The sequence below is a fragment of the Colwellia sp. E150_009 genome (assembly GCF_053543955.1).
The window spans coordinates 41452-61814 of the sequence record NZ_JBHFOM010000007.1; the positions used below are offsets into that span (position 1 = coordinate 41452).

16 protein-coding genes are annotated in these 20363 nt (G+C 35.6%); 9 read left to right on the forward strand and 7 right to left on the reverse strand.

All coding sequences use genetic code 11. The features are described from left to right. Nucleotides 1-282: 282 nt before the first annotated feature. On the reverse strand, nucleotides 283-1320 hold the full coding sequence (locus tag ACE1OF_RS05110; RefSeq protein ID WP_448893167.1) for an NAD(P)H-dependent flavin oxidoreductase: 1038 nt from the start codon (nucleotides 1318-1320) through the stop codon (nucleotides 283-285). Between the two features lie 154 nt (nucleotides 1321-1474). Between ACE1OF_RS05110 and ACE1OF_RS05115 the strand changes: the two genes are divergently transcribed. Further along, entirely contained in the window at nucleotides 1475-2350 is an 876-nt protein-coding gene (locus ACE1OF_RS05115; protein ID WP_448893168.1) for a LysR family transcriptional regulator, read from the forward strand. A gap of 111 nt (nucleotides 2351-2461) precedes the next feature. On the opposite strand, the gene ACE1OF_RS05120 is transcribed toward ACE1OF_RS05115, so the two are convergent. Further along, nucleotides 2462-3358, reverse strand: a complete 897-nt coding sequence (locus tag ACE1OF_RS05120) for a LysR family transcriptional regulator (RefSeq protein WP_448893169.1) — start codon at nucleotides 3356-3358, stop codon at nucleotides 2462-2464. Between the two features lie 215 nt (nucleotides 3359-3573). Here ACE1OF_RS05120 and ACE1OF_RS05125 point away from each other — a divergent pair, with 215 nt between their 5' ends. Further along, nucleotides 3574-4098, forward strand: a complete 525-nt coding sequence (locus ACE1OF_RS05125; protein WP_448893170.1) for an NADPH-dependent FMN reductase — start codon at nucleotides 3574-3576, stop codon at nucleotides 4096-4098. Nucleotides 4099-4511: 413 nt separating this feature from the next. Here the strand turns inward: ACE1OF_RS05125 and ACE1OF_RS05130 are convergent, their stop codons facing one another. After that, nucleotides 4512-5417 (reverse strand): LysR substrate-binding domain-containing protein, encoded by a 906-nt coding sequence (locus ACE1OF_RS05130; RefSeq protein ID WP_448893171.1) that lies wholly within the window; start codon nucleotides 5415-5417, stop codon nucleotides 4512-4514. 139 nt (nucleotides 5418-5556) lie between these two features. On the opposite strand from ACE1OF_RS05130, the gene ACE1OF_RS05135 reads away from it, so the two are divergent. Next, a complete protein-coding gene (locus ACE1OF_RS05135) occupies nucleotides 5557-6435 on the forward strand; it encodes a DMT family transporter (RefSeq protein WP_448893172.1) in 879 nt (292 codons plus the stop codon). Here ACE1OF_RS05135 and ACE1OF_RS05140 read toward each other — a convergent pair. Beyond that, nucleotides 6430-6969, reverse strand: coding sequence for a DUF6942 family protein (locus ACE1OF_RS05140; protein ID WP_448893173.1), 540 nt, complete (start codon nucleotides 6967-6969; stop codon nucleotides 6430-6432). The two genes, ACE1OF_RS05135 and ACE1OF_RS05140, sit on opposite strands and share 6 nt — an antisense overlap. A 145-nt stretch (nucleotides 6970-7114) precedes the next feature. Then, entirely contained in the window at nucleotides 7115-7801 is a 687-nt protein-coding gene (locus ACE1OF_RS05145; protein ID WP_448893174.1) for a glutathione S-transferase N-terminal domain-containing protein, read from the reverse strand. Nucleotides 7802-7988: 187 nt separating this feature from the next. On the opposite strand from ACE1OF_RS05145, the gene ACE1OF_RS05150 reads away from it, so the two are divergent. Then, nucleotides 7989-8573 (forward strand): TetR/AcrR family transcriptional regulator, encoded by a 585-nt coding sequence (locus tag ACE1OF_RS05150; protein ID WP_448893175.1) that lies wholly within the window; start codon nucleotides 7989-7991, stop codon nucleotides 8571-8573. Between the two features lie 60 nt (nucleotides 8574-8633). On the opposite strand, the gene ACE1OF_RS05155 is transcribed toward ACE1OF_RS05150, so the two are convergent. Together ACE1OF_RS05155 and malQ are read right to left on the reverse strand one after the other, a co-directional pair. Beyond that, nucleotides 8634-9119, reverse strand: coding sequence for a universal stress protein (locus ACE1OF_RS05155; protein WP_448893176.1), 486 nt, complete (start codon nucleotides 9117-9119; stop codon nucleotides 8634-8636). A gap of 145 nt (nucleotides 9120-9264) precedes the next feature. Next, nucleotides 9265-11454 carry a 4-alpha-glucanotransferase gene (gene malQ / locus ACE1OF_RS05160; RefSeq protein ID WP_448893177.1) on the reverse strand — a complete coding sequence of 730 codons (2190 nt, stop codon included), beginning with the start codon at nucleotides 11452-11454 and terminating at the stop codon, nucleotides 9265-9267. Nucleotides 11455-11688: 234 nt separating this feature from the next. On the opposite strand from malQ, the gene ACE1OF_RS05165 reads away from it, so the two are divergent. The 5 genes from ACE1OF_RS05165 (at nucleotide 11689) to glgB (ending at nucleotide 20357) form a co-directional block, all read left to right on the forward strand. Next, nucleotides 11689-11985: an isoamylase early set domain-containing protein gene (locus ACE1OF_RS05165; protein WP_448893178.1), complete on the forward strand. Its 297-nt coding sequence runs from the start codon at nucleotides 11689-11691 to the stop codon at nucleotides 11983-11985. Between the two features lie 152 nt (nucleotides 11986-12137). Beyond that, nucleotides 12138-14213, forward strand: a complete 2076-nt coding sequence (gene glgX / locus ACE1OF_RS05170; protein ID WP_448893179.1) for a glycogen debranching protein GlgX — start codon at nucleotides 12138-12140, stop codon at nucleotides 14211-14213. A gap of 101 nt (nucleotides 14214-14314) precedes the next feature. After that, a complete protein-coding gene (locus ACE1OF_RS05175) occupies nucleotides 14315-16723 on the forward strand; it encodes a glycogen/starch/alpha-glucan phosphorylase (RefSeq protein ID WP_448893241.1) in 2409 nt (802 codons plus the stop codon). A gap of 74 nt (nucleotides 16724-16797) precedes the next feature. Further along, a complete protein-coding gene (glgC, locus tag ACE1OF_RS05180) occupies nucleotides 16798-18066 on the forward strand; it encodes a glucose-1-phosphate adenylyltransferase (RefSeq protein ID WP_448893180.1) in 1269 nt (422 codons plus the stop codon). A 41-nt stretch (nucleotides 18067-18107) separates the two neighbouring features. Beyond that, nucleotides 18108-20357, forward strand: a complete 2250-nt coding sequence (gene glgB, locus ACE1OF_RS05185; protein WP_448893242.1) for a 1,4-alpha-glucan branching protein GlgB — start codon at nucleotides 18108-18110, stop codon at nucleotides 20355-20357. Nucleotides 20358-20363: the final 6 nt, after the last annotated feature.

Below are 20363 nucleotides of genomic sequence, written 5' to 3' on the forward strand. Positions count from 1 at the left end.
GACATCCATTCTTAATTGAATAAAACACGAACCTTTATTAAACTTTAATTTCCAACCTTAATAAAGGATTATTGCAATGACGATCGATAGAACAAACGTGATCAGTTTATTTACAAGAAACCTTCACAAAAACGGTTGATATATAGCAACACTGATTAATCGAAATAAGCTGGTTTGTGTGCTTACTAAACGTAAGCATCGTCCGTCAGACGAACCAATGATATTAAGGTAGGATGTCCTTCATGATATCGACTGGACTTCCCATACATATTAAATGTAGTATTAAAAGCCATCTTCCCATAACTCATTGGTTAATCTTGTAGCTGAAATTTCTTTACAACCACTTCTATCAGTACCTGACCACAAAGGAGTGAAATCTGATTTGTTTTGGGATTCAGCCTTTATTCTCAAAGGGTTAATCGCTATTGAAGCATAAGGAAACTCGGGCACTTTACTTGCTATAAAGTCTAGCTCTTTCATTATTTTATTAGTAATACCTCTTGCTAATCGTCCTGAGAATATATTAGTCAAAGCGGTTACGCTGCTTTTTGACTTTAACGCTTCCCTGTAAATAGCACTTGTTTTTACTTCATCACACAACAAATAAGAGGTTCCAATTTGAACTCCTGAAGCACCTAGGCTTATCATTTCTTTGATGTCCGTGTTTGTAGCTACACCTCCCGCAGCAACAACAGGTACAGACAATTCATGTTTCAAGCAAACTAAAAGTTCTGATGTGGGAAGTTGAGTTGAGGGGTTTGAAGTCATAAACATACCTCTATGACCTCCAGCTTCACAACCTTGTGCAATAACAACATCAGCTCCATTTTCTTCTAGCCATAGTCCTTCTTGCTTGGTCGTAGCTGAAGAAATTACAATCGTTCCCCATGATTTAATTCTTGTTACAAGCTCAGGGGATGGAAGGCCATAATGAAAACTAAGTATTGGGGGGCTATGGGGCTCTAATACATCAGCAAAGCCTGTATCAAAAGGAACTCTTAAGCTATAATTTTTGTTCTGTGGTTTGACCGAAAAAGAATTGTAATACGGTGAAAGCTGTTCTTCCCATGCTTGAAGTGCCTGATGATCTATTTTAGGCATTTTGTGACAAAAAAAGTTTAAGTTGTAATTTTTATTTGAATGTTTTCTAAAATTTTTAATCTCAGATAAAACCTGTTCTTTTGTTAGCATCCCACAAGGAATAGAACCAAGCCCACCACATTGTGATACTGCTACAGCCAATTCCCAGTTTTGTACTCCAGCCATAGGAGCTTGAATTATTGGCTTTTCAATTCCTAGAATTTTACATAGATTAATCATTATTTTTCCTTATTTACCCGTTTGTGATGCGCTTTTTTTAGTAAAAACTATTTCTGTACATTATTGTATTACACCATTAATAATCATAAAAGTGATTTGAAATGAATTTAAATATCATATATTGTGATATTAAATTTATATAAAGACGTAAATAATGCAAATAAAATCACTTCGCCTTTTCATTGAAGTAGCAGAGACTGGAAGTTTTGTTGCTGCAGCAGAGCGCCAACACACTGTTCAATCAAATGTGACAGCTCATATAAAAAAATTAGAAGAAGAGTTAGGTGCTCAATTGATCCATCGTAAAGGTGGTGCTAGATTAACCACAGCAGGTAGAGATTTGGTCATTTATGCTAAACAAATACTCAAATCTCATGATGATGTTTTAGAGTTATTTAAAGGCGATGAGAGTAAGCTTAGTCGCTTACGAATTGGTGCAATGGAAACAACAACAGCATTACGTTTACCTCCTGTATTATCGGCTTTTCATGCCCGTTATGCTCGAATAGATATTACTGTTGAAACAGGTCCAACAGCTCAACTTGTAAAAAATTTAATAGACGGTGATGTAGATGGTATTTTTATTGCTGGAAAACCCGAGCATAAGCGCTTTCAATTTGTAAAAGTATTTTCTGAAGAGCTGGTACTTGTTGGCCCTAACACATTGTATAAATTTCCTACCACAGAGCAATTATTAGAAAAGGCTTTTCTTTCATTTCGACAGGGGTGTAGTTACCGTCAACGTATTGAGCAATGGCTTTCCTCTTGCGGAGTCAATGCCACTCGTATTTTTGAATTTGGTAGCATAGATGGCATATTAGGTTGTGTGGCATCAGGTATGGGGTACACCATTATGCCTTTGTCTACAGTTGAAGCTCATCAAGATAGATTTGAAATTGGTTATCTCAAATTACCATCGTCAATCGCTAATATAGACACTTATTTTGTTACAGCTAAACAGCCAACGTGGACACCATCTCTTGCCCGTTTCGTTGATATTTTAAACACCATGAAATTACCTCTACTATAGGGAAAATATAATACTTGAAATTGGGGATTTAATTGCAGCTGAGCTTGCTAGTTACAAGTTTTATGAGCTGCGAAAAATAAAATGGTCTGTGTTTTTAACATGTAACTAACTTTACTTAGTTTTTGTTAATAAATCTAAAAATGTTCTCACCTTAGGAGATAAGTGCTTTCTGCTGGGATATAAGGCATAGATGTCGATGGGTATTTGTTTGTAGTCTTCAAACAAAATGAGAACTTTTTTTTCTTCAAGTTCTTTTTCCATATAAAATGCAGGTAAACGAGATATTCCTTTGTGTTGTAATACCATGGCTAGTTCCATTTCTGCGTTATTACATAAAATAGTTGCTGGTACATCTACCTGAGAGTGTTCTCCCGATAAGGTTTCAAACTTCCATTTAGTTGGGCTTTTAAGATTACTATAGCTAAGGCATTTATGAGTTAATAAATCTTCAGGTTTTTTTGGTGTTCCATTTAGCTGTAAATATTGTTTAGTAGCGACAATATGAGATTTATATGAGGCTATTTTTTTACATACAAGTGTAGAGTCTTCAAGCTGTTGCGTAGCCCTTATAGCTAGATCATAACCTTCCTGAATCACATCAACTTTTCTATCATTAAAATTCAGGTCTAGTTTTACATCGGGATATAACTGCGTGTACTCAATTAAAGTTGATTGTAAGTGAGTCATACCATACCCAATGGGGCAACTCATTTTAAGTACACCTTTAGGCTCGGTATTGGCTTGATTTATAATGCCTAGTGCTTGTTCTGCATCTATGATCATTTGCTCACATTGTTGAAAAAAAGCTTGCCCCTCTGGCGTTAAGCTTATTTTTCGTGTTGTGCGGCTTAACAACCTTACGCCTAAACGAGACTCTAACTTATTAATTTCTTTACTGATATATGACGTAGAATGGCCATTAATAAGTGAAGCAGCAGTAAACCCACCGCTATTAACAACTTGTGTAAATAGTACAACACCATCAAATAGTTTTAGGTTTTTATTCATGATTAATTCTTACCTTGCTCCATTACATTTTATTTTCGAAGCATAAACGTATAACACAAAGATTAATAGTTGTATGGAAATAAAGTTTACATAAATACAGTATTAATGATTAATTGGAAATTATATAGAATGACGTCATAGAAAATTTAATTAATTGTGAACGCGACTTCTTAGAAGAGTATTCAACCTATCCTTAGATATGAAGAGAGATTTAAATGAAAATTTTAGCCTTTGGTGCCAGCAACAGTAAAAACTCAATCAATAAGCAATTAGCCACTTATGCCGCAAGTTTAGTTGAAAATGCAGAAGTTGAAACTTTAGATATTAACGATTATGAAATGCCTATTTTTAGTATCGATAGAGAAAATGAAATTGGTCAACACCCACTAGCAAAAGATTTTTGCCAAAAAATTGCGGAAGCTGATGCTTTGATTATTTCTTATTCTGAACATAATGGCACTTATTCTGCTGCTTACAAAAATCTATTTGATTGGGCTTCAAGAGTTGTGCAAAAGGTTTATCAAGAAAAACCAATGATAATTTTAGCAACCTCTCCAGGCCCAGGTGGCGCAGCTAATGTATTAAATACAGCAGTAACTTCAGCGCCATTCTTTTCAGCTAGTGTTGTTGGTTCATTATCAGTACCAAACTTTTTTGATAATTTTAATCAAGATAAACAAATTCTGGTGAATGATGAGTTAGCTCAAGAGCTCCAAACTATTGTTAATAAATTAAACTAAAATACATATCCAAACACCGTTTTATAAATGCTGAATAATATCTATTATAATATAAGATATTTTTGGCATTTATTTTTAACTTAATTCGAGAACTATTAAAAAATAAAAAGGGCAACTATTCTAAATTTTTCGGTTTTGATTCTTGTGGCATGTGGTTAATCATTTTTAAATTGTTTCCTAGCCTAAAATGTTTAGCAAGATCAACCCTTATAATATTAGAGATAGTAGCCCAGTGCTTTGGACAAGTAAGAAGGTAAAAGTTATTTTGAACGAATAAGGAAACACTGATTATATAATTTACCTAGCAGAAATTTCAGCTGAAAATTTTATGTTGTGTTCGTCGTCAAACTGATTATTTAATTAGAGGCACAGTGACAAACTGATACGCTATAAAATATGCTAGTTGTTAAAAGCTAAGCAGATTGCAAAGAAAAACATTGCTGTTTTAGCCACTGGCTTAATTTCATTATTTCAGGTTGTTTTGCGCGTGTTTGTTTATAAATAAAATAAAAATTATCTCCTGTAATAAGCTCATGCATTGGTATGCGAACAATGTTTTGTTTATGATTTTGGTCAATGGCGATGTAATTATTAATTAGGCTTATACCTAAATTATAACGTGTCGCTTCAGCGGCAAGCAGTACATGGCTAAATTGATTTATTTTTACATTATTTGGCAATTCAAACCCGCCACTTGCACACCAATGTAACCAGTCGTCACCTACTATTTCATGTGTGTTTGTGTATCGTACTGATAACAGAGGATGTTGCCATAAGGTATCAGGAAGCGGTTTGTTTTTTATTTGCTCCCAAAGTTTTTCACCGCATGCAGGATAGAGTTTTTCAGTAAATAATAATTGATTAACAAAGTTGCGTTTGGGTGGGTTAACTGTAATAAAGCAATCAGCAAATCGGTCATTATAGTCAGGTTGATCACCAACCATATTCAAAGTTAACTCCGTCTCAGGGTATTGTTTTCGGAAATCTTCTAGTTTTGGAATTAACCAGTTAACGGCAACTGAACTGTATAAAGCTAAACGGATACTGCCTGATTTACCATGACGAATAGTTTGACTTGCATTGGAAATGTCGGCGAGTGAATTACTTATTTCTGCAAAATAGTGTTCGCCAATGTCTGTTAACGAGAAAGATCGTCCTTGCCTGTGAAACATTGTCTCGCCTAAATATTCTTCTAGTAATCTAACTTGATGGCTTACCGCGCTTTGAGTCACATTTAAACTGTCAGCCGCTTTTGAAAAGCTATTTAACCTTGCGACAGATTCAAAACATTGTAAAGCGCGTAAAGGGGGTAATTTCATTATTAATTTATCTCATACTTAAATAATTTTAATCATTATACATCATATTGAAACTTAAATAAGCTAGCGGCATTAACGTTGTAGTAACGTAAATCAATTTATCTTTAGTTGTAATTTCTTAATTTTATTTGGAGTTGAAATGCCAAAAATAACTGTAGGATTAGCAATGATTTTACTCATTTTGGGCAATATCGTTGCTGTTTTTTCAGATGCGTTGATAAAATCGTTGTCGCCAGACACAGCGGTTTATCAATTTGTATTCTTTCGTCAAACAACTGCGGTACTTATTTTACTGCCTTTTTGCTTGTTTAATAGAAAAAACAGTTTGTTTTATGGTATAAAATGGCACTTTGTCAGGGGGCATGTTTGGTTATTAGGAGCAATATTTATGGTATTCTCTATTAATGCTTTACCATTGGCAACAGTGAATGCAATTTTTTATACCGCTCCTTTGTTAATGCTGCTTTTAGGAATGGTTTTCTACAAAGAAAAGTTAACCCTTCATTCGGTTCTTGTCGCTATTTTTGGCTTTATCGGTATTTTGGTTGTTGTAAAACCAACACAAATAAATTTGGCAGCATTTGCGGCACTTATTGTTGCGTTAACTATAGCTACAAATAATTTATTGATCCGTAAACTACCACTTCATCATAATGTATTTCAAACGTTACTGCTTACTAATTTAGTTGGTATTCCAACTGCGTTAGGGTTGGCGTTTTGGGAAAATAAACCTTGGGATTGGTATCCAATGGTAACAGCAACGGGATCTAATGTTTTTATTTTAATTTATACGGGTATTTGCGTATTTGTTTATAGAGCCGTAGAAGCAAACAAAATTTCAAGTGTTGAATATACTGGTTTATTGGGCGCTGTGGCGGTAGGAATATTATGGTTTGATGAAGCGCCTGATATAAGTTTGGCAATTGGTTCTGTGTTAATTATTGTCCCGTTAATTTGGTTAGCTAAGTTTGAATCAAGAAAATATATTGCCTCTGAACAAACCTCCCGAGAATTATAAAGTTGTTTTATATTTAAGTGAAGCAAGTAAACAGGCGAGTCTTTCTATTTTACTATTGGATAATTGTCGGTAATCAAAATAGGGACAAACAATAAGATTATTTTTTTTATCTATGGCAAATTCATTATCTAGCCACGTTAAATTTGCCGATAACTTTTTGCTTACTATTAGTTGATTTGCATAGGTTTTTCCACAAATAATATGCAGTGTGGTTTTATTAATTGAAAGTTGAGGGGGTGAAAATAACAATGCTGTATGTGAGCTTTTTTGCAGTAAAAAATTTTCACGGTACTTCTGCCAAGTCGTTTCGTTTGATGAATAGTTGAAATTGTTTGTATCTAGGGCGTAAAGCAATTTTGCATACACATTAAATACTTTGCGCCATCCATTGCCGCAGGCGGCATTGATCGCTTTTATTTCGTCTGAAGATAATGGCGTAATACTTGTTAACTGTTGATATTCAGGCATATTAGGCTTGTTTGCTATATATACAGCGATAGTGAAATTTTTACAGCCTAAACCAATATTGTTCAATTGATACTACCTAAGTTAAAGAAGGCTTTTAAAGCGTAATTTGTATTGTAAAGTTTAATAAAGGGAAGTAAACCCTGTTTTAAAAGTTGTTGACGATATTTGAAACAGGGACTTGCAATTTATATCTTAGTTTTACGTTAGGCTTTTATTTAATTGAATTAGGAATAGCCACACGATAATCGTTTAATGCACGTTGATACCAAGTATATACCACGTCATCTTTGTTTAAGAAGGTTTTAGTGCTTGAATTAGCGATCCACAAAAAAGTGCCAAGTAAACAAATATCACGATAATCAGGTTCATCACCACCCAAATAGTTTTGTGTGCTTAATGTTTCTCTTACTGAAGCCAATTCATTTTGTAACCCTTGAATGTGCTTTTCTGGTGTTGCGGCAAACGCTTCTAAACTAGTGCCAAGACGGTCTTCCCTTGTTTGACGAAAATACTCTTTATCTTGTTCAGCAAGTAAATTATAAAGCTCTAAAATAAGAATGCCTGGAATATGTTTAGACAACACAGTTGATACCCATTGATTGAATGTATCAGCTTTTTCTTTCACATCATCATCAGCAAATAAACGTGGTGAGTCGGCGTATTTATCTTCTAAATATTCAGCGATAGTCCAGGAGTCATTAATGATACTTTCGCCATCAGAAATTACAGGTAATAAAGATTGTTTAGACATGGCAAATTTTTCTTTTTCAGTAAACCAAACGGCTTCTGTTTTAAAAGGAAGTTGTTTATGTACTAACGCGAGTTTTGTTTTCCAACAATGTGGAGAAAAAAATTGACTACGATCTGAGCCTGATAATTCATAAAGAGTAATGGGCATAATATTTCCTTAAAGTGGGTTTGCTTAAAGTGGGTTTGATATATGAGGCAAAAGATTTCAGTCTTATTTGTGAAGTATATATTGTAAATGCCATCCTTGACAAGTATGTCAAAAATGACAGTAATGTCAACAATAAGTTAAGATAGGTAAATATGAAAATCCACTCATGTAAATAAGTAGAGAAACGATGGTTGGTATACGTAAATTTGACGAAGAAAAAGTATTAAATATTGCTATTAATGTATTTTCAAAAAAAGGCTTTAATGCCACTACTATGCTTGATTTAGCTAAAGAAACAGGCGTGCAACGAGGAAGTTTATACAATGCATACCAGAATAAGAATATGCTTTTCTTCAAAGCTTTTAGTTATTATACAGATAATTTTTTGAAATTTATTGAAGATGAATTACAGGATTCTGATGCTGAAAAAGCATTTACTCAATTATTTAAAACAATTGCAAATCGTTTATGCAGTGATCAAGAAGAAAAAGGGTGTTTTAGTACGCGTGCAATTATGGAAGCGGCACAAAAATGCCCTGATATTCATGTATGCCTTACGCGCTTTCTTGATGGCCTAGAAGTTATTATTAAAATGCGTCTAGAACAGGCAATAAAAGATCAACAATTTATAGGAAATGCACAATCAACTGCACGCTATCTAGTTGCCTTAACCCGCGGTATAGCAGTAATAGAACGGGTATATCATGATAACGCTAGAATGACAGAAATCTGTCAAACAGCGTTGTCATTTATGCCGTTTAAAAAGGTTTAATATTGAATTGTTAAATGCTATTTTGTAGGGGAATAGCTTATTAAACCGAGTAAATAAAACCTAGTCGCTTTTAAGTGGTACGAGTAGCACGGGTTTTGTTGATCTATTAACAACTTTGTCTGCAACTGAACCTATAAACAAGTTGTTTAAAACACTGTGGGCATGGCTTCCCATCACAATCATGTCAACATTTCTCTCTTCGGCTATTTTAATGATTGTTGAAGCTGGTGAGCCTTCAATAATATCTGCAACAGGCTTACCGCCAGGAAATTCTGCTCCATCTAATTCTTCCATGCAAAATTTATCAATGCGTTCTTTAATTTTTTTGTGTAAATCATCAATAGAACGTTGGTATAAACTCTCAACAGTGTCTTCTGCCATATAAGAATTAATAATTGCAGCTGTGTTCGGGTTCATTGGTTCAATAACATATAAAAAGTGAATTTTCGCGTTATTTTGTTTAGCAAGACTTACCGCCATACGAAAAGCAGGTCGTGTATGTTTGCCTAGATCTGTAGCATATAATATTGTATTAACTGGGGTCATAACAGTACTCATATTTATCTGGAGAATAATTAAAATAAGCATACGAAATAATAGAAAACTTAGTTTGATTTAAATCAATGTTAATTATTACTATTACACTTATTAAAGAAAATGATTATTAATTTAAACTATATAATGTCATTAGCTATTTTGGCCTTGCTAGTTTCATTGCGTTAACTATAGCTTTAACAGAGTTTGTTTCGAACAAATTTTCTAATGAAACAGGTAGCTTTTGTAGCCAATTAGGATGTTCGTCAATTGTACCCGGTATATTTACTTGTTCTTCGCATTCAATTGCATCTTCAAGAGGAATTAATTGAATGTGACTTGGGGAAGCAGCCAAATATTTTTGTACCGCTACGCTTAATTCGGTAGACATGGTTGCTGGATTTTGCACAGGCGCTTTTGCCATATTAATCACTTGCATGTCATTTAGCGCGTCAATAAGCATTGCTCTTTCGCTTGCACGGTTATTTCGCTCGTGTTCTCCAGCTTCTATTGTTGGGTAAAGCTTTAGTTGTTCACGCCATTGTAAGTCGCGCCCTTGCCACCAACCAGTTAATGTTGGTGTGTCGTGGGTAGCAATAGTTACCACTGATTGTTCAGGATATAATCCGGGACGTTTAAATAAGCCCGATTCCCAACGTTCAAAAAACATAACTTTAAAAGATAATAAACCCGCGTTGTGCATTATTTCACTAAAACCATCAGGTACATTACCTAGATCTTCACCAATAACAATGCATTTATTTCGCTGAGATTCCAACGCGATAATTCTGAGTATTTCATCAAATGGAAACGAAATATACATACCTTCGTCCGCGGCCATATTGGGTGCAACCCAGTATTGACGCATTAAGCCTAAAATATGGTCGATACGCAGTGCACCTGCATATTGCATATTGTTACGTAAAGCATTCACTAAAGGTAGATAACCTTTCGCTTTTAATGCAACGGGGTTCATTGGTGTTAATCCCCAATTTTGCCCTAAAGCATTCATTGCGTCGGGTGGCGCGCCAATTGATGCGCCAGCAACATACAAGTGTTGATCTGACCAAACATCGACACCTGACCCATCACAACCAACGGCTAAGTCTAAATACAAGCCAATTTTCATTTTATTAGCGTGTGCTACTTGTTTTACATTAGCCAATTGACAATGTGCTAACCATTGAATAAAACAAAAATAATCAATACGATTTTTATATTGGTTTTTAAATTGAGTAACTTCAGGGCTTTGTTCTTGTTGGTATGCTAAAGGCCAATCGTTCCAACCATATGCATGCTCATTAATAGATCTAAAATATTCATACAGAGCGTCGAAAGTAGCAAATTTAAGTAAATTTTCACCTTGTTCTTGTTTAAATTGGGTAAAAGCTTGGTGTTGTTTTGAATATAGACTGGTGTATTTATCACAAAAGTCTTCATAGAGTAATGCTAATGCTTCAAACTTAAGTGCTGCAACATCAACGTAATTCACGTGTTTACATGTTTTTGTCTGTAATAGTTTTTGTTGAAAACTTTCACTACTCATTAAATTTATAACTTTTTCGCATGCAGAAAATTGTGCAATGGCAGCGGTTACATCAATATAAAGAGGATTTAAAAAACATCGGCTAGAAGGTGAATATGGGCTTATATGTGAAGGGTTGTTTTGGTAAAGTGGATGTAAAGGGTTGATACCAATCGTTGCTGCCCCATGTTCAGCAGATCGCTCAACCAAGGTATGTAGATCACCAAAATCACCAATTCCCCAATTATTTATACTTTTCAATGAATATAATTGTGCAGTAAAGCCCCAAACTTTTTTCTTACTAGCATCTTTAGGGCTATAACACGTTTTTGGTGCATAAATTAATGGGCAGCTTTCTGTATTTGTACTATGAGTAATTTCAAGTTGATGGTATCCCGCGTTAAGTATGGGTAAGGGAAGTTGATACTGACAATACCTTGTATTATTTATCTCGCATTCATCAATTAAATCTAATGTATCTACCGATATACATTCTGTTATTATTTCAGAAAATTCGGTGATTATTTTATAATCAATATTTACTTGGTTTGTTGTTGCATTGAGACTGACAGGTATACTTATTTTGATAAAATGTTGTGCTTCTTCAAGCTTAACAATATGTGATGTGGGCAACATAGTTTGCCATTGAGCATTTTCTAAATGTTGTATAGAGTTTATAAGAGACTGGTTATCTAATTGGTAACCCATAGCTGACAATAATGCTTGTCTTGCTTGATCTTTAGCAAAGACTTGCTCACCCAAAGTGCCAGTGTAACTTGAATAAAACCCGACTAACTCAGCTAACCTTTCAACTAAATGCATCTGTAATCCTTGTTCATCATGAAATAAAATTTCATTTTTTGTAATTTAAACAAAAAAGAAATGAAAACCACACGGATTAATCCTTGTTATTAACAATAAATATTATAACTACCTTATTAAATGTTATTTTACTACACAAATTATTTGGTAGAGAATGTACATAGTTTATACTTAATGCTCAGGTTTGTTTACTATTCATTTTAGATCAAATAACAAGATTACTGGAGAGGAATAATGTTAACTAAAAAATTTTTTAAAACAAAAGATGAAGCGGAAGTTACTTTTGAATTTAACCGTAGTGATGTTTTATCGGTTGCCTTGGTTGCAGATTTCAATAATTGGCAACCCATTGAAATGAAGTTCAATAAGAAAACAAAAAGTTTTAAAACTAAAGTGAGGCTCCCAAAAGGTAGTTCTTTTCAATTTCGCTATTTGTTAAACAATAACGAATGGCAAAACGATTATAAAGCAGACCAATACTTGCCCAATGTGTTTGGCACTGAAAACAGTGTGGTAACCACATTAAATTAAATAATTTATGTATTTATTGATAAAATAATGCTTAACTAGTTTATGTTATACATTCACACAAATTTTTATCTATAAAATGTTGAATTCAACATATACGAGTTTCCGGTACTTATCTTAATAGCAAGTATGTATGAAATTGGAACGGGAGATTTATGGAAATGTATAAAATGGAACCCGGCAGTGCGTACCCTATAGGGACTACCGTTGATGGTTTAGGAGTAAATTTTTCTTTATTTTCGGCTCATGCTGAAAAAGTAGAATTATGCATTTTTGATGAACAAGGCCAACAAGAATTAACACGGTTTTCTATGCCGCTTTGCGAGCATAATCTGTGGCATGGCTACCTTAAAGGAGCTAAAGCAGGGCTTGTTTATGGTTATCGTGTTTATGGTCCTTATCGACCTGAGTTTGGTCATCGTTTTAACCACCATAAATTATTATTAGATCCCTATGCAAAGGCATTAACAGGGCGTTTTTCTTGGTCTGACCGTCATTTTGCTTATAAAGTTGGCGACATAAGGAAAGATTTATCGTTTGATGAAAGAGACAATGCTGATGTGATGTTTAAAGCCGTTGTTGTTGATCCTTCTGCTTCTGGTATACCAAGAAACCCAATTGCTTGGCAAAATACTGTTATTTATGAAGGGCATGTAAAAGGCTTAACTGCCATTAACGATAAAATACCTAGCGACTTAAGAGGCTCATTTTTAGGCATAAGTCACCCCGCAATGATAGCGCATTATCGTGCTATTGGTATTACCACTATTGAGTTATTACCTGTTCAGCAATTTATTTCAGAGCAGTTTTTAATAGATAAAAACCTTTCTAATTATTGGGGATATAATTCATTAGGTTTTTTTGTTCCCCATAAAGATTATTTAAACCAAAATCAACTAGTTGAATTTCAACAAATGGTTGACCAATTGCATCAAGCAGGTTTCGAAGTCATTATTGATGTGGTGTACAACCATACTTGCGAAGGTAATTGGCTTGGACCAACGTTAAGTTTTCGCGGTATAGACAATAAATCTTACTATCGATTAAACCCAACAGAGCCACGCTATTATATTAATGATACGGGTTGCGGCAATACGCTTAATATTAGTCACCCACGAGTTTTACAAATGGTTATGGACAGCTTACGTTATTGGGTAAATATAATGGGCGTAGATGGCTTTAGATTTGATCTGGCAACCATTTTAGCTCGCGAGGTTACAGGATTTGATCCCAGCAATGGTTTCTTAGATGCCGTTTTACAAGACCCTGTATTAGCAAAAGTGAAAGTCATTGCTGAACCTTGGGATATTGGTCCTGGTGGTTATCAGTTAGGAGCTTTTCCTGCACCTTGGTCTGAGTGGAACGACCAATATCGCGATGCTATCAAACGTTATTGGCGCGGTGATAAAGGTATGCTGCCTGAATTTGCTCGTCGCATTCATGGTTCAAGTGATATTTTTGAACACAGTGGTCGCCAACCTTATGCTAGTGTTAATTTTTTGTGTAGCCATGACGGTAATACTTTGCACGATTTAGTGAGTTATAAAAAACGTCATAATGAAGCTAATGGCGAAAATAATAGAGATGGGCATTCTGAGAATTTTTCGAACAACCATGGTGTTGAAGGAGAAACTAATGATGTCACAATATTAGCTGTACGATTAAGACAAATGAAAAACATGCTAACCACATTATTATTTTCTCAAGGAGTACCAATGCTGCTTGCGGGTGATGAGTTAGGGCGTACTCAACAGGGAAATAATAACGCCTATTGTCAAGACAATGAAATAAATTGGCTTAATTGGAACGATAAATCAGAATTTAGTGAAGAACTTACGCCATTTGTAGCGAGTTTAACGCAATTAAGAGTACGTTTCCCAATGCTTTCTTATCGTCGCTTTATTCATAAAGATGATAAAGATTCTCAAGTAGATATAACGTGGTTTCATCCTTCTGGGCAGCCTATGCATAAAGACCATTGGCATGCTCATCATGCTGCAACATTAGGTTATATGATACATGAGAAATTATCAGGCTCGCCTGTGTTGTTATGCTTATACCATGCAGGAAAAGACCCGATAGAATTTCAATTACCAGAGGTAGAAGATGTAGGCCATTGGCAAGTGATTGTAGACACTAATGCCAGTGCTATTCAAGAAGAACGCCATATACCCGCAGAACGAAAAATTACGATGGTACCTTTCTCAACTATCGTGTTATTAAATGATTGATGCCAGTAATCATAAGTGGCCTTATTAACACTAGGAGTTATTAACTCGTGAAAAAAAAGAATCCAGTATGTGAAATAGCCGAAACCGATAGTAGTGTGTTAATGAATGATCGCACTTTCTCTGAAGATTTAGCGCGTCATTTTCATTTTTCATTAGGACGAGATACAGTACAAGAGTCGCATTTATATCTTTATAATGCACTTGCCATTACTATTCGTGATCGCCTAGTGGCGCAATGGAGAAAAACACGGACAGACAGAGTAGGGCAACGTCGTGTCGCTTATATTTCTCTTGAATTTTTAATGGGTAGAGCACTTAACAACGCTATTTTGAATTTAAATTTAGACAATACCGTTAGAAAAACACTACACGATTATTGTTGTGAACTGGAAGAGGTAAAACAGGCAGAGCATGATGCTGGACTAGGCAATGGTGGTTTAGGACGTTTAGCGGCTTGTTTTTTAGATAGTTGTGCTAGTTTAGCGTTATCTGTTATTGGTTATGGTATTCGTTATGAATACGGCATGTTTAACCAACAAATTAGAAATGGCAAACAAGTTGAACACCCTGACAATTGGCTTCGACATGGCAACCCATGGGAAATTCCTGCCCCAGAAAAAGCGGTCAGAGTTAAGTTTTTTGGTAACGTCGATGTGATTACTCAAAAAGATGGTAAACAATATCGTCAATGGAATAATACTCACGACGTACTAGCCGTTCCTTATGATATGCCAATACCCGGTTATCAAAATGGTATTGTTAATACGTTAAGATTGTGGAAATCTGAAGCAACAGATGAATTTGATTTAGATGAATTTAACGCAGGTAGTTATACCGAAGCCGTGGCTCGGAAGAACCTTGCAGAACAAATAACTATGGTGTTATACCCAAATGACACCAGTGAAAATGGTAAAGAATTACGTTTAAGACAACAGTACTTTTTATCTTCCGCATCACTACAAGATGTGATTAACACTCATATAGAAGTTTATGGCGTTAATTTTGATAATTTTGTAGAGTTTAACGGCTTTCAATTAAACGATACACATCCAAGTATAGCGGTTGCAGAGTTGATGCGAATTCTGATAGACGACTATAGCTTATCTTGGGATCACGCATGGCAAATTACCTCACAAACTATGGCGTACACTAATCACACTTTATTACCAGAAGCTCTTGAAAAATGGCCTGTCAGACTATTTGAGAACTTATTACCGCGTATTTTAGAAGTTATTTATGAAATTAACGCACGATTTTTACAACAAGTTGCCGTTTTTTGGCCTGGCGATTGTGAAAAACAGCGGATGTTATCTTTAATTGAAGAAGGAACAGAGCCTCACATAAGAATGGCCCATTTGGCTATTGTAGGGAGTTATTCGGTAAACGGTGTTGCTGCTTTACATACACAATTATTAAAAGCTGGTTTGTTTCATGATTTTTATCAATTATGGCCAGAAAAATTTAATAACAAAACCAATGGTGTTACGCCTCGTCGCTGGTTATCTCACTGCAATAAATCGTTATCTACGCTTATTAGCAGTAAAATAGGTAATGAATGGGTTGCTGATTTTTCACAAATTGCCAAGCTGAATGATTATGCTGGCGACAAAACATTTCAACACAAATGGCAAGAAAGCAAATTGGCTAACAAAGTAGCCTTAGCTAACTATGTTGAGCAAGCAACAGGGGTAATATTTGATGTTAACATGATGTTTGACGTTCAAGTTAAACGTATACATGAATATAAGCGTCAGTTACTTAACATTTTACATGTTATTGCCCTGTATGATCGAATACGTAAGGGTGATACAGATGATATTACACCGCGCTGTGTATTAATTGGCGGTAAAGCTGCGCCAGGCTATGCCATGGCAAAACAAATTATTAAGCTCATTAACAATGTTGCAGACACAATTAATCTAGACCCTAAAGCAGCAGGATATTTACGGGTTGCTTTTATTCCCAATTATAATGTTTCGGCAATGGAGATTATTTGTCCTGCCACGGATTTATCAGAACAAATTTCAACTGCTGGTAAAGAAGCTTCTGGTACTGGCAATATGAAATTCATGATGAATGGCGCACTCACGATTGGTACATTAGATGGTGCCAATATCGAAATTAGAGAGGCAGTTGGCGCTGATAACTTTTTCCTTTTTGGTGCACAAGCTGATGAAGTAACGGCTATTAAAGAAAATTATAATCCTGGAAGTATTATTGCCAATTCACCCACTTTATCTGCGGTGATGCAATTACTAGAAAGTGGTCATTTTAATTTATTTGAACCTTGTATTTTCGATTCAATTATTCAAAGTATTCGTGACCCTCATGATATGTGGTTAACCGCATATGATTTTGATACGTATTTTGAGGCACAACGTCAGGCTGACCAACTTTATAAAAATAAACCTTTGTGGACACAAAAAAGTATACTGAATACGGCGGCAAGTGGCGTGTTTTCAAGTGATTATACAATCAGACAATATCGAGACGAAATATGGAGATTATAGATAAATAAAGTGGAATAAGTAAAATATAAGCATGTTTTATTGCTTGTAAATACAGCTTGGTTAAAGGAGGCACTATGCCCAAACATGAAGAAAGAAGAATTAGTAGTTTGACTAAAGAAACGTATGCGTTAATTTTAGCAGGTGGGCGCGGTTCTCGATTGTTTGAATTAACGGATAAAAGAGCAAAACCAGCGACTTTTTTTGGCGGCAAGTTTAGGATCATTGATTTTCCTTTGTCCAACTGTATTAACTCAGGCATTAGACGTGTAGGAATTGCCACACAATATAAATCGCACTCATTAATTCGGCATGTTAATCGCGGTTGGGGACACTTCAAAAAAGAGTTAGGAGAATCTATTGAAATTCTCCCAGCCTCACAACAAAAGGGCGATGGCTGGTATTTAGGTACTGCGAATGCAGTTTTCCAAAATATTGATATTATCAGGCATGAGCTACCTAAATACGTAATGATTTTATCTGGCGATCATGTTTATAGAATGGATTATGGCCCCTTATTAGCTGAACACGTAGCTAACGGTGCTGATATGACAGTTTGTTGTATTGAAGTTCCGGTAGAAGAAGCTGCTGGGGCATTTGGTGTTATGACGGTTGATGATGAAAACCGTATATGTCGTTTTGATGAAAAACCTGTTGTACCTTCTGAAGTACCTGGTAAACCGGGTATTACCTTGGCCTCAATGGGCAATTATATTTTCAATACTGAATTTTTATTTGAACAGTTAGAGAAAGATGCTGCTTACGAAGGCTCAAGTGGTGATTTTGGTAATGATATTATTCCTAAAATTATCGAATCACACCGTGTGTTTGCTTACCGATTTAAAGATCCTGACAGTAATAGACACCCATATTGGCGAGATGTGGGTACATTAGATTCATTTTGGGAAGCTAATATGGAATTAGTTACGCCCGAGCCACAACTTGATATGTATGATGAGAATTGGCCTATTTGGACATTTCAAGAACAAACGGCTCCAGCAAAATTTGTGTTTGATCAAGATAACAGGCGAGGAATCGCAATTGATTCTACTGTATCTGGTGGCGTTGTTGTTTCAGGTTCTACGGTTAAACGTTCCTTGTTGTTCTCAAAAGTTCGTATCAATTCTTATTGTGAAATTGACGAGGCCGTTATATTGCCTAGTGTGATCGTTAACCGTTATTGTAAAATTAAAAAAGCTATTATCGATCGCAGCTGTGAAATTCCTGAAGGTATGGTGATTGGCTTTAACCATGATGATGATCGTGCCAATGGCTTTAGAGTAACAGAAAAAGGTGTGGTTTTAGTTACTCGAGGTATGATAATGGCTTTAGCTAAAGAAGTCTAATGCAATCCGTTAACTCTGACTTACCAATATATTAGGAAAATATAATGAATAACCTCGCATTAAGTTTGTTAAATGCCAAAGACGTTACTGCATTAATTAATGCGCATCATCATGATGTTTTTTCTGTTCTAGGTATGCACAAACATCCGAGTGAAAAAGGCTTAATTGTTAGAGCATTATTACCTGAAGCGCTTAATGTTGATGTTATTGATAGAAAAAATAATAAAGCGGTTGCTTCCTTATCTTTAGTTCATCCTACAGGGCTTTTTGAAGGTAAACTAGGGCAGCGTCGTAATGCTTTTAACTATCGTTTACGTGTTGAGTACCCAAATGACACTATAATGATTGATGATCCTTATCAATTCCCTTCTATGCTTAATCAAGATGACCTCTATTTATTCTGTGAAGGTACTCATGAGCATGTATATCAATGGATGGGTGCCCATCAAATAACAGTTGATAATATTAGTGGCATACATTTTGTTGTTTGGGCACCTGATGCGTCGCGCGTTTCTGTGGTAGGAGATTTTAACTTTTGGGATGGTAGGCATCATATTATGCGTAAACATATGGCTGCAGGTGTTTGGGAAATATTTATTCCTAACATTGCGTCAAATAGCCCATATAAATATGAAATTGCTGATGCTAATGGACATATTCAACCACTAAAGGCTGACCCATACGCCGTTGCAATGCAACATCCCCCTGAAACAGCATCTTTAATTGCTGCCAATAAAAACTACCAGTGGAGTGATAATAAATGGATGCAAACAAGGGCTTCTTCCGCTAATCATTATCATGGGCCTGTTTCTATTTATGAAGTACATTTAGGCTCATGGCGAAGAACTCATCAAGATGAATACAGCACTTCACATCATAATTATTTAAGTTATCGTGAACTAGCTAATCAATTAATTCCATATGCGCTAGAGCTGGGGTTTACTCATCTTCAACTTATGCCTATCAGTGAATACCCCTTTGATGGTTCATGGGGATATCAACCTGTGGGGCTTTTTGCGCCAACCTCACGCTTTGGTAATGCTGAAGATTTTAAATACTTTGTGGACTGCTGTCACCAAGCGGGACTTGGCTTATTACTTGATTGGGTACCTGGGCATTTCCCCACAGATGCCTACGGAACAGGTAAATTTGATGGTTCTTGTTTATATGAACATCAAGATTTACGTAAAGGTTTTCATCCTGATTGGCAAACACTTATTTACAATTATGGTCGTGCAGAAGTTCAAAGTTATTTAATTAGTAATGCTATTTATTGGCTAGATCAATTTCATATAGATGGTTTACGAGTAGATGCTGTTGCGTCAATGTTGTATTTAGATTATAGCAGAGAGGAGGGAGAATGGTTACCTAATCAACACGGTGGTCGTGAGAATTTAGAAGCTATTCATTTATTACAACAAGTAAATAGTCGTGCCTATTTTAATTATCCTGGAGTAATGATGATTGCCGAAGAGTCAACGGCTTGGCCAGGCGTTTCTCAGCCTGTAGACAATGGTGGCCTTGGTTTTGGTTTTAAATGGAACATGGGATGGATGAATGACACCTTATCTTACATGAAACGCGACCCTATTTACCGCTCACACCATCATAATGATATGACGTTTAGTTTAGTTTATAGCTTTAGCGAAAACTTTGTTTTACCGATAAGTCACGACGAAGTTGTGCACGGTAAAGGTTCATTATTAACAAAAATGCCAGGAGATGAATGGCAAAAATTTGCTAACTTGCGAGCTTATTACGGGTTTATGTGGACTCATCCCGGTAAAAAACTACTCTTTATGGGTTGCGAATTTGCACAATATAACGAATGGGATCATGATCAAAGTCTTGATTGGCATTTACTTGATGATAACCAAAAGTGTAACCTTCATAAAGGTGTTCAACAACTGATTAAAGATTTGAATCATTGTTATCGTAGCATACCAGCACTTTATGAGCTTGACTGTGATAGCAATGGTTTTCAATGGTTAGACTCTCAAAATAGTGAGCAATCAATACTGATATATTTGCGTTTAGGTCAAACGGGTACGGCTCCAGTATTGATTATTGTTAACCTAACACCTACCACTTATGAAAATTACTGTGTTGGAGTGCCTGATGCTGGTTTTTATCGAGAGTGCCTTAATACTGATAGTGAAGCCTATGGCGGTAGTAATGTTGGAAATAATGGCGGTGTAAATAGCATTCTTAAACCGTATGCTGGACAACCTAACCAATTGCACTTATCAATTCCGCCACTGGCTACTTTACTACTTGAATTGCAAAAATAAATAAAC

Bases quoted from the DNA above. Each gene is read 5' to 3' on its own strand.
- ACE1OF_RS05115 (WP_448893168.1), top strand. From the start codon at position 1,475: ATGCAAATAAAATCACTTCGCCTTTTCATTGAAGTAGCAGAGACTGGA.
- glgX (WP_448893179.1), top strand. From the start codon at position 12,138: ATGGAAATGTATAAAATGGAACCCGGCAGTGCGTACCCTATAGGGACT.
- ACE1OF_RS05125 (WP_448893170.1), top strand. From the start codon at position 3,574: ATGAAAATTTTAGCCTTTGGTGCCAGCAACAGTAAAAACTCAATCAAT.
- ACE1OF_RS05155 (WP_448893176.1), bottom strand. From the start codon at position 9,119: ATGACCCCAGTTAATACAATATTATATGCTACAGATCTAGGCAAACAT.
- ACE1OF_RS05120 (WP_448893169.1), bottom strand. From the start codon at position 3,358: ATGAATAAAAACCTAAAACTATTTGATGGTGTTGTACTATTTACACAA.
- ACE1OF_RS05175 (WP_448893241.1), top strand. From the start codon at position 14,315: ATGAATGATCGCACTTTCTCTGAAGATTTAGCGCGTCATTTTCATTTT.
- ACE1OF_RS05135 (WP_448893172.1), top strand. From the start codon at position 5,557: ATGCCAAAAATAACTGTAGGATTAGCAATGATTTTACTCATTTTGGGC.
- ACE1OF_RS05130 (WP_448893171.1), bottom strand. From the start codon at position 5,417: ATGAAATTACCCCCTTTACGCGCTTTACAATGTTTTGAATCTGTCGCA.
- ACE1OF_RS05110 (WP_448893167.1), bottom strand. From the start codon at position 1,320: ATGATTAATCTATGTAAAATTCTAGGAATTGAAAAGCCAATAATTCAA.
- ACE1OF_RS05165 (WP_448893178.1), top strand. From the start codon at position 11,689: ATGTTAACTAAAAAATTTTTTAAAACAAAAGATGAAGCGGAAGTTACT.
- ACE1OF_RS05150 (WP_448893175.1), top strand. From the start codon at position 7,989: ATGGTTGGTATACGTAAATTTGACGAAGAAAAAGTATTAAATATTGCT.
- glgC (WP_448893180.1), top strand. From the start codon at position 16,798: ATGCCCAAACATGAAGAAAGAAGAATTAGTAGTTTGACTAAAGAAACG.
- ACE1OF_RS05145 (WP_448893174.1), bottom strand. From the start codon at position 7,801: ATGCCCATTACTCTTTATGAATTATCAGGCTCAGATCGTAGTCAATTT.
- malQ (WP_448893177.1), bottom strand. From the start codon at position 11,454: ATGCATTTAGTTGAAAGGTTAGCTGAGTTAGTCGGGTTTTATTCAAGT.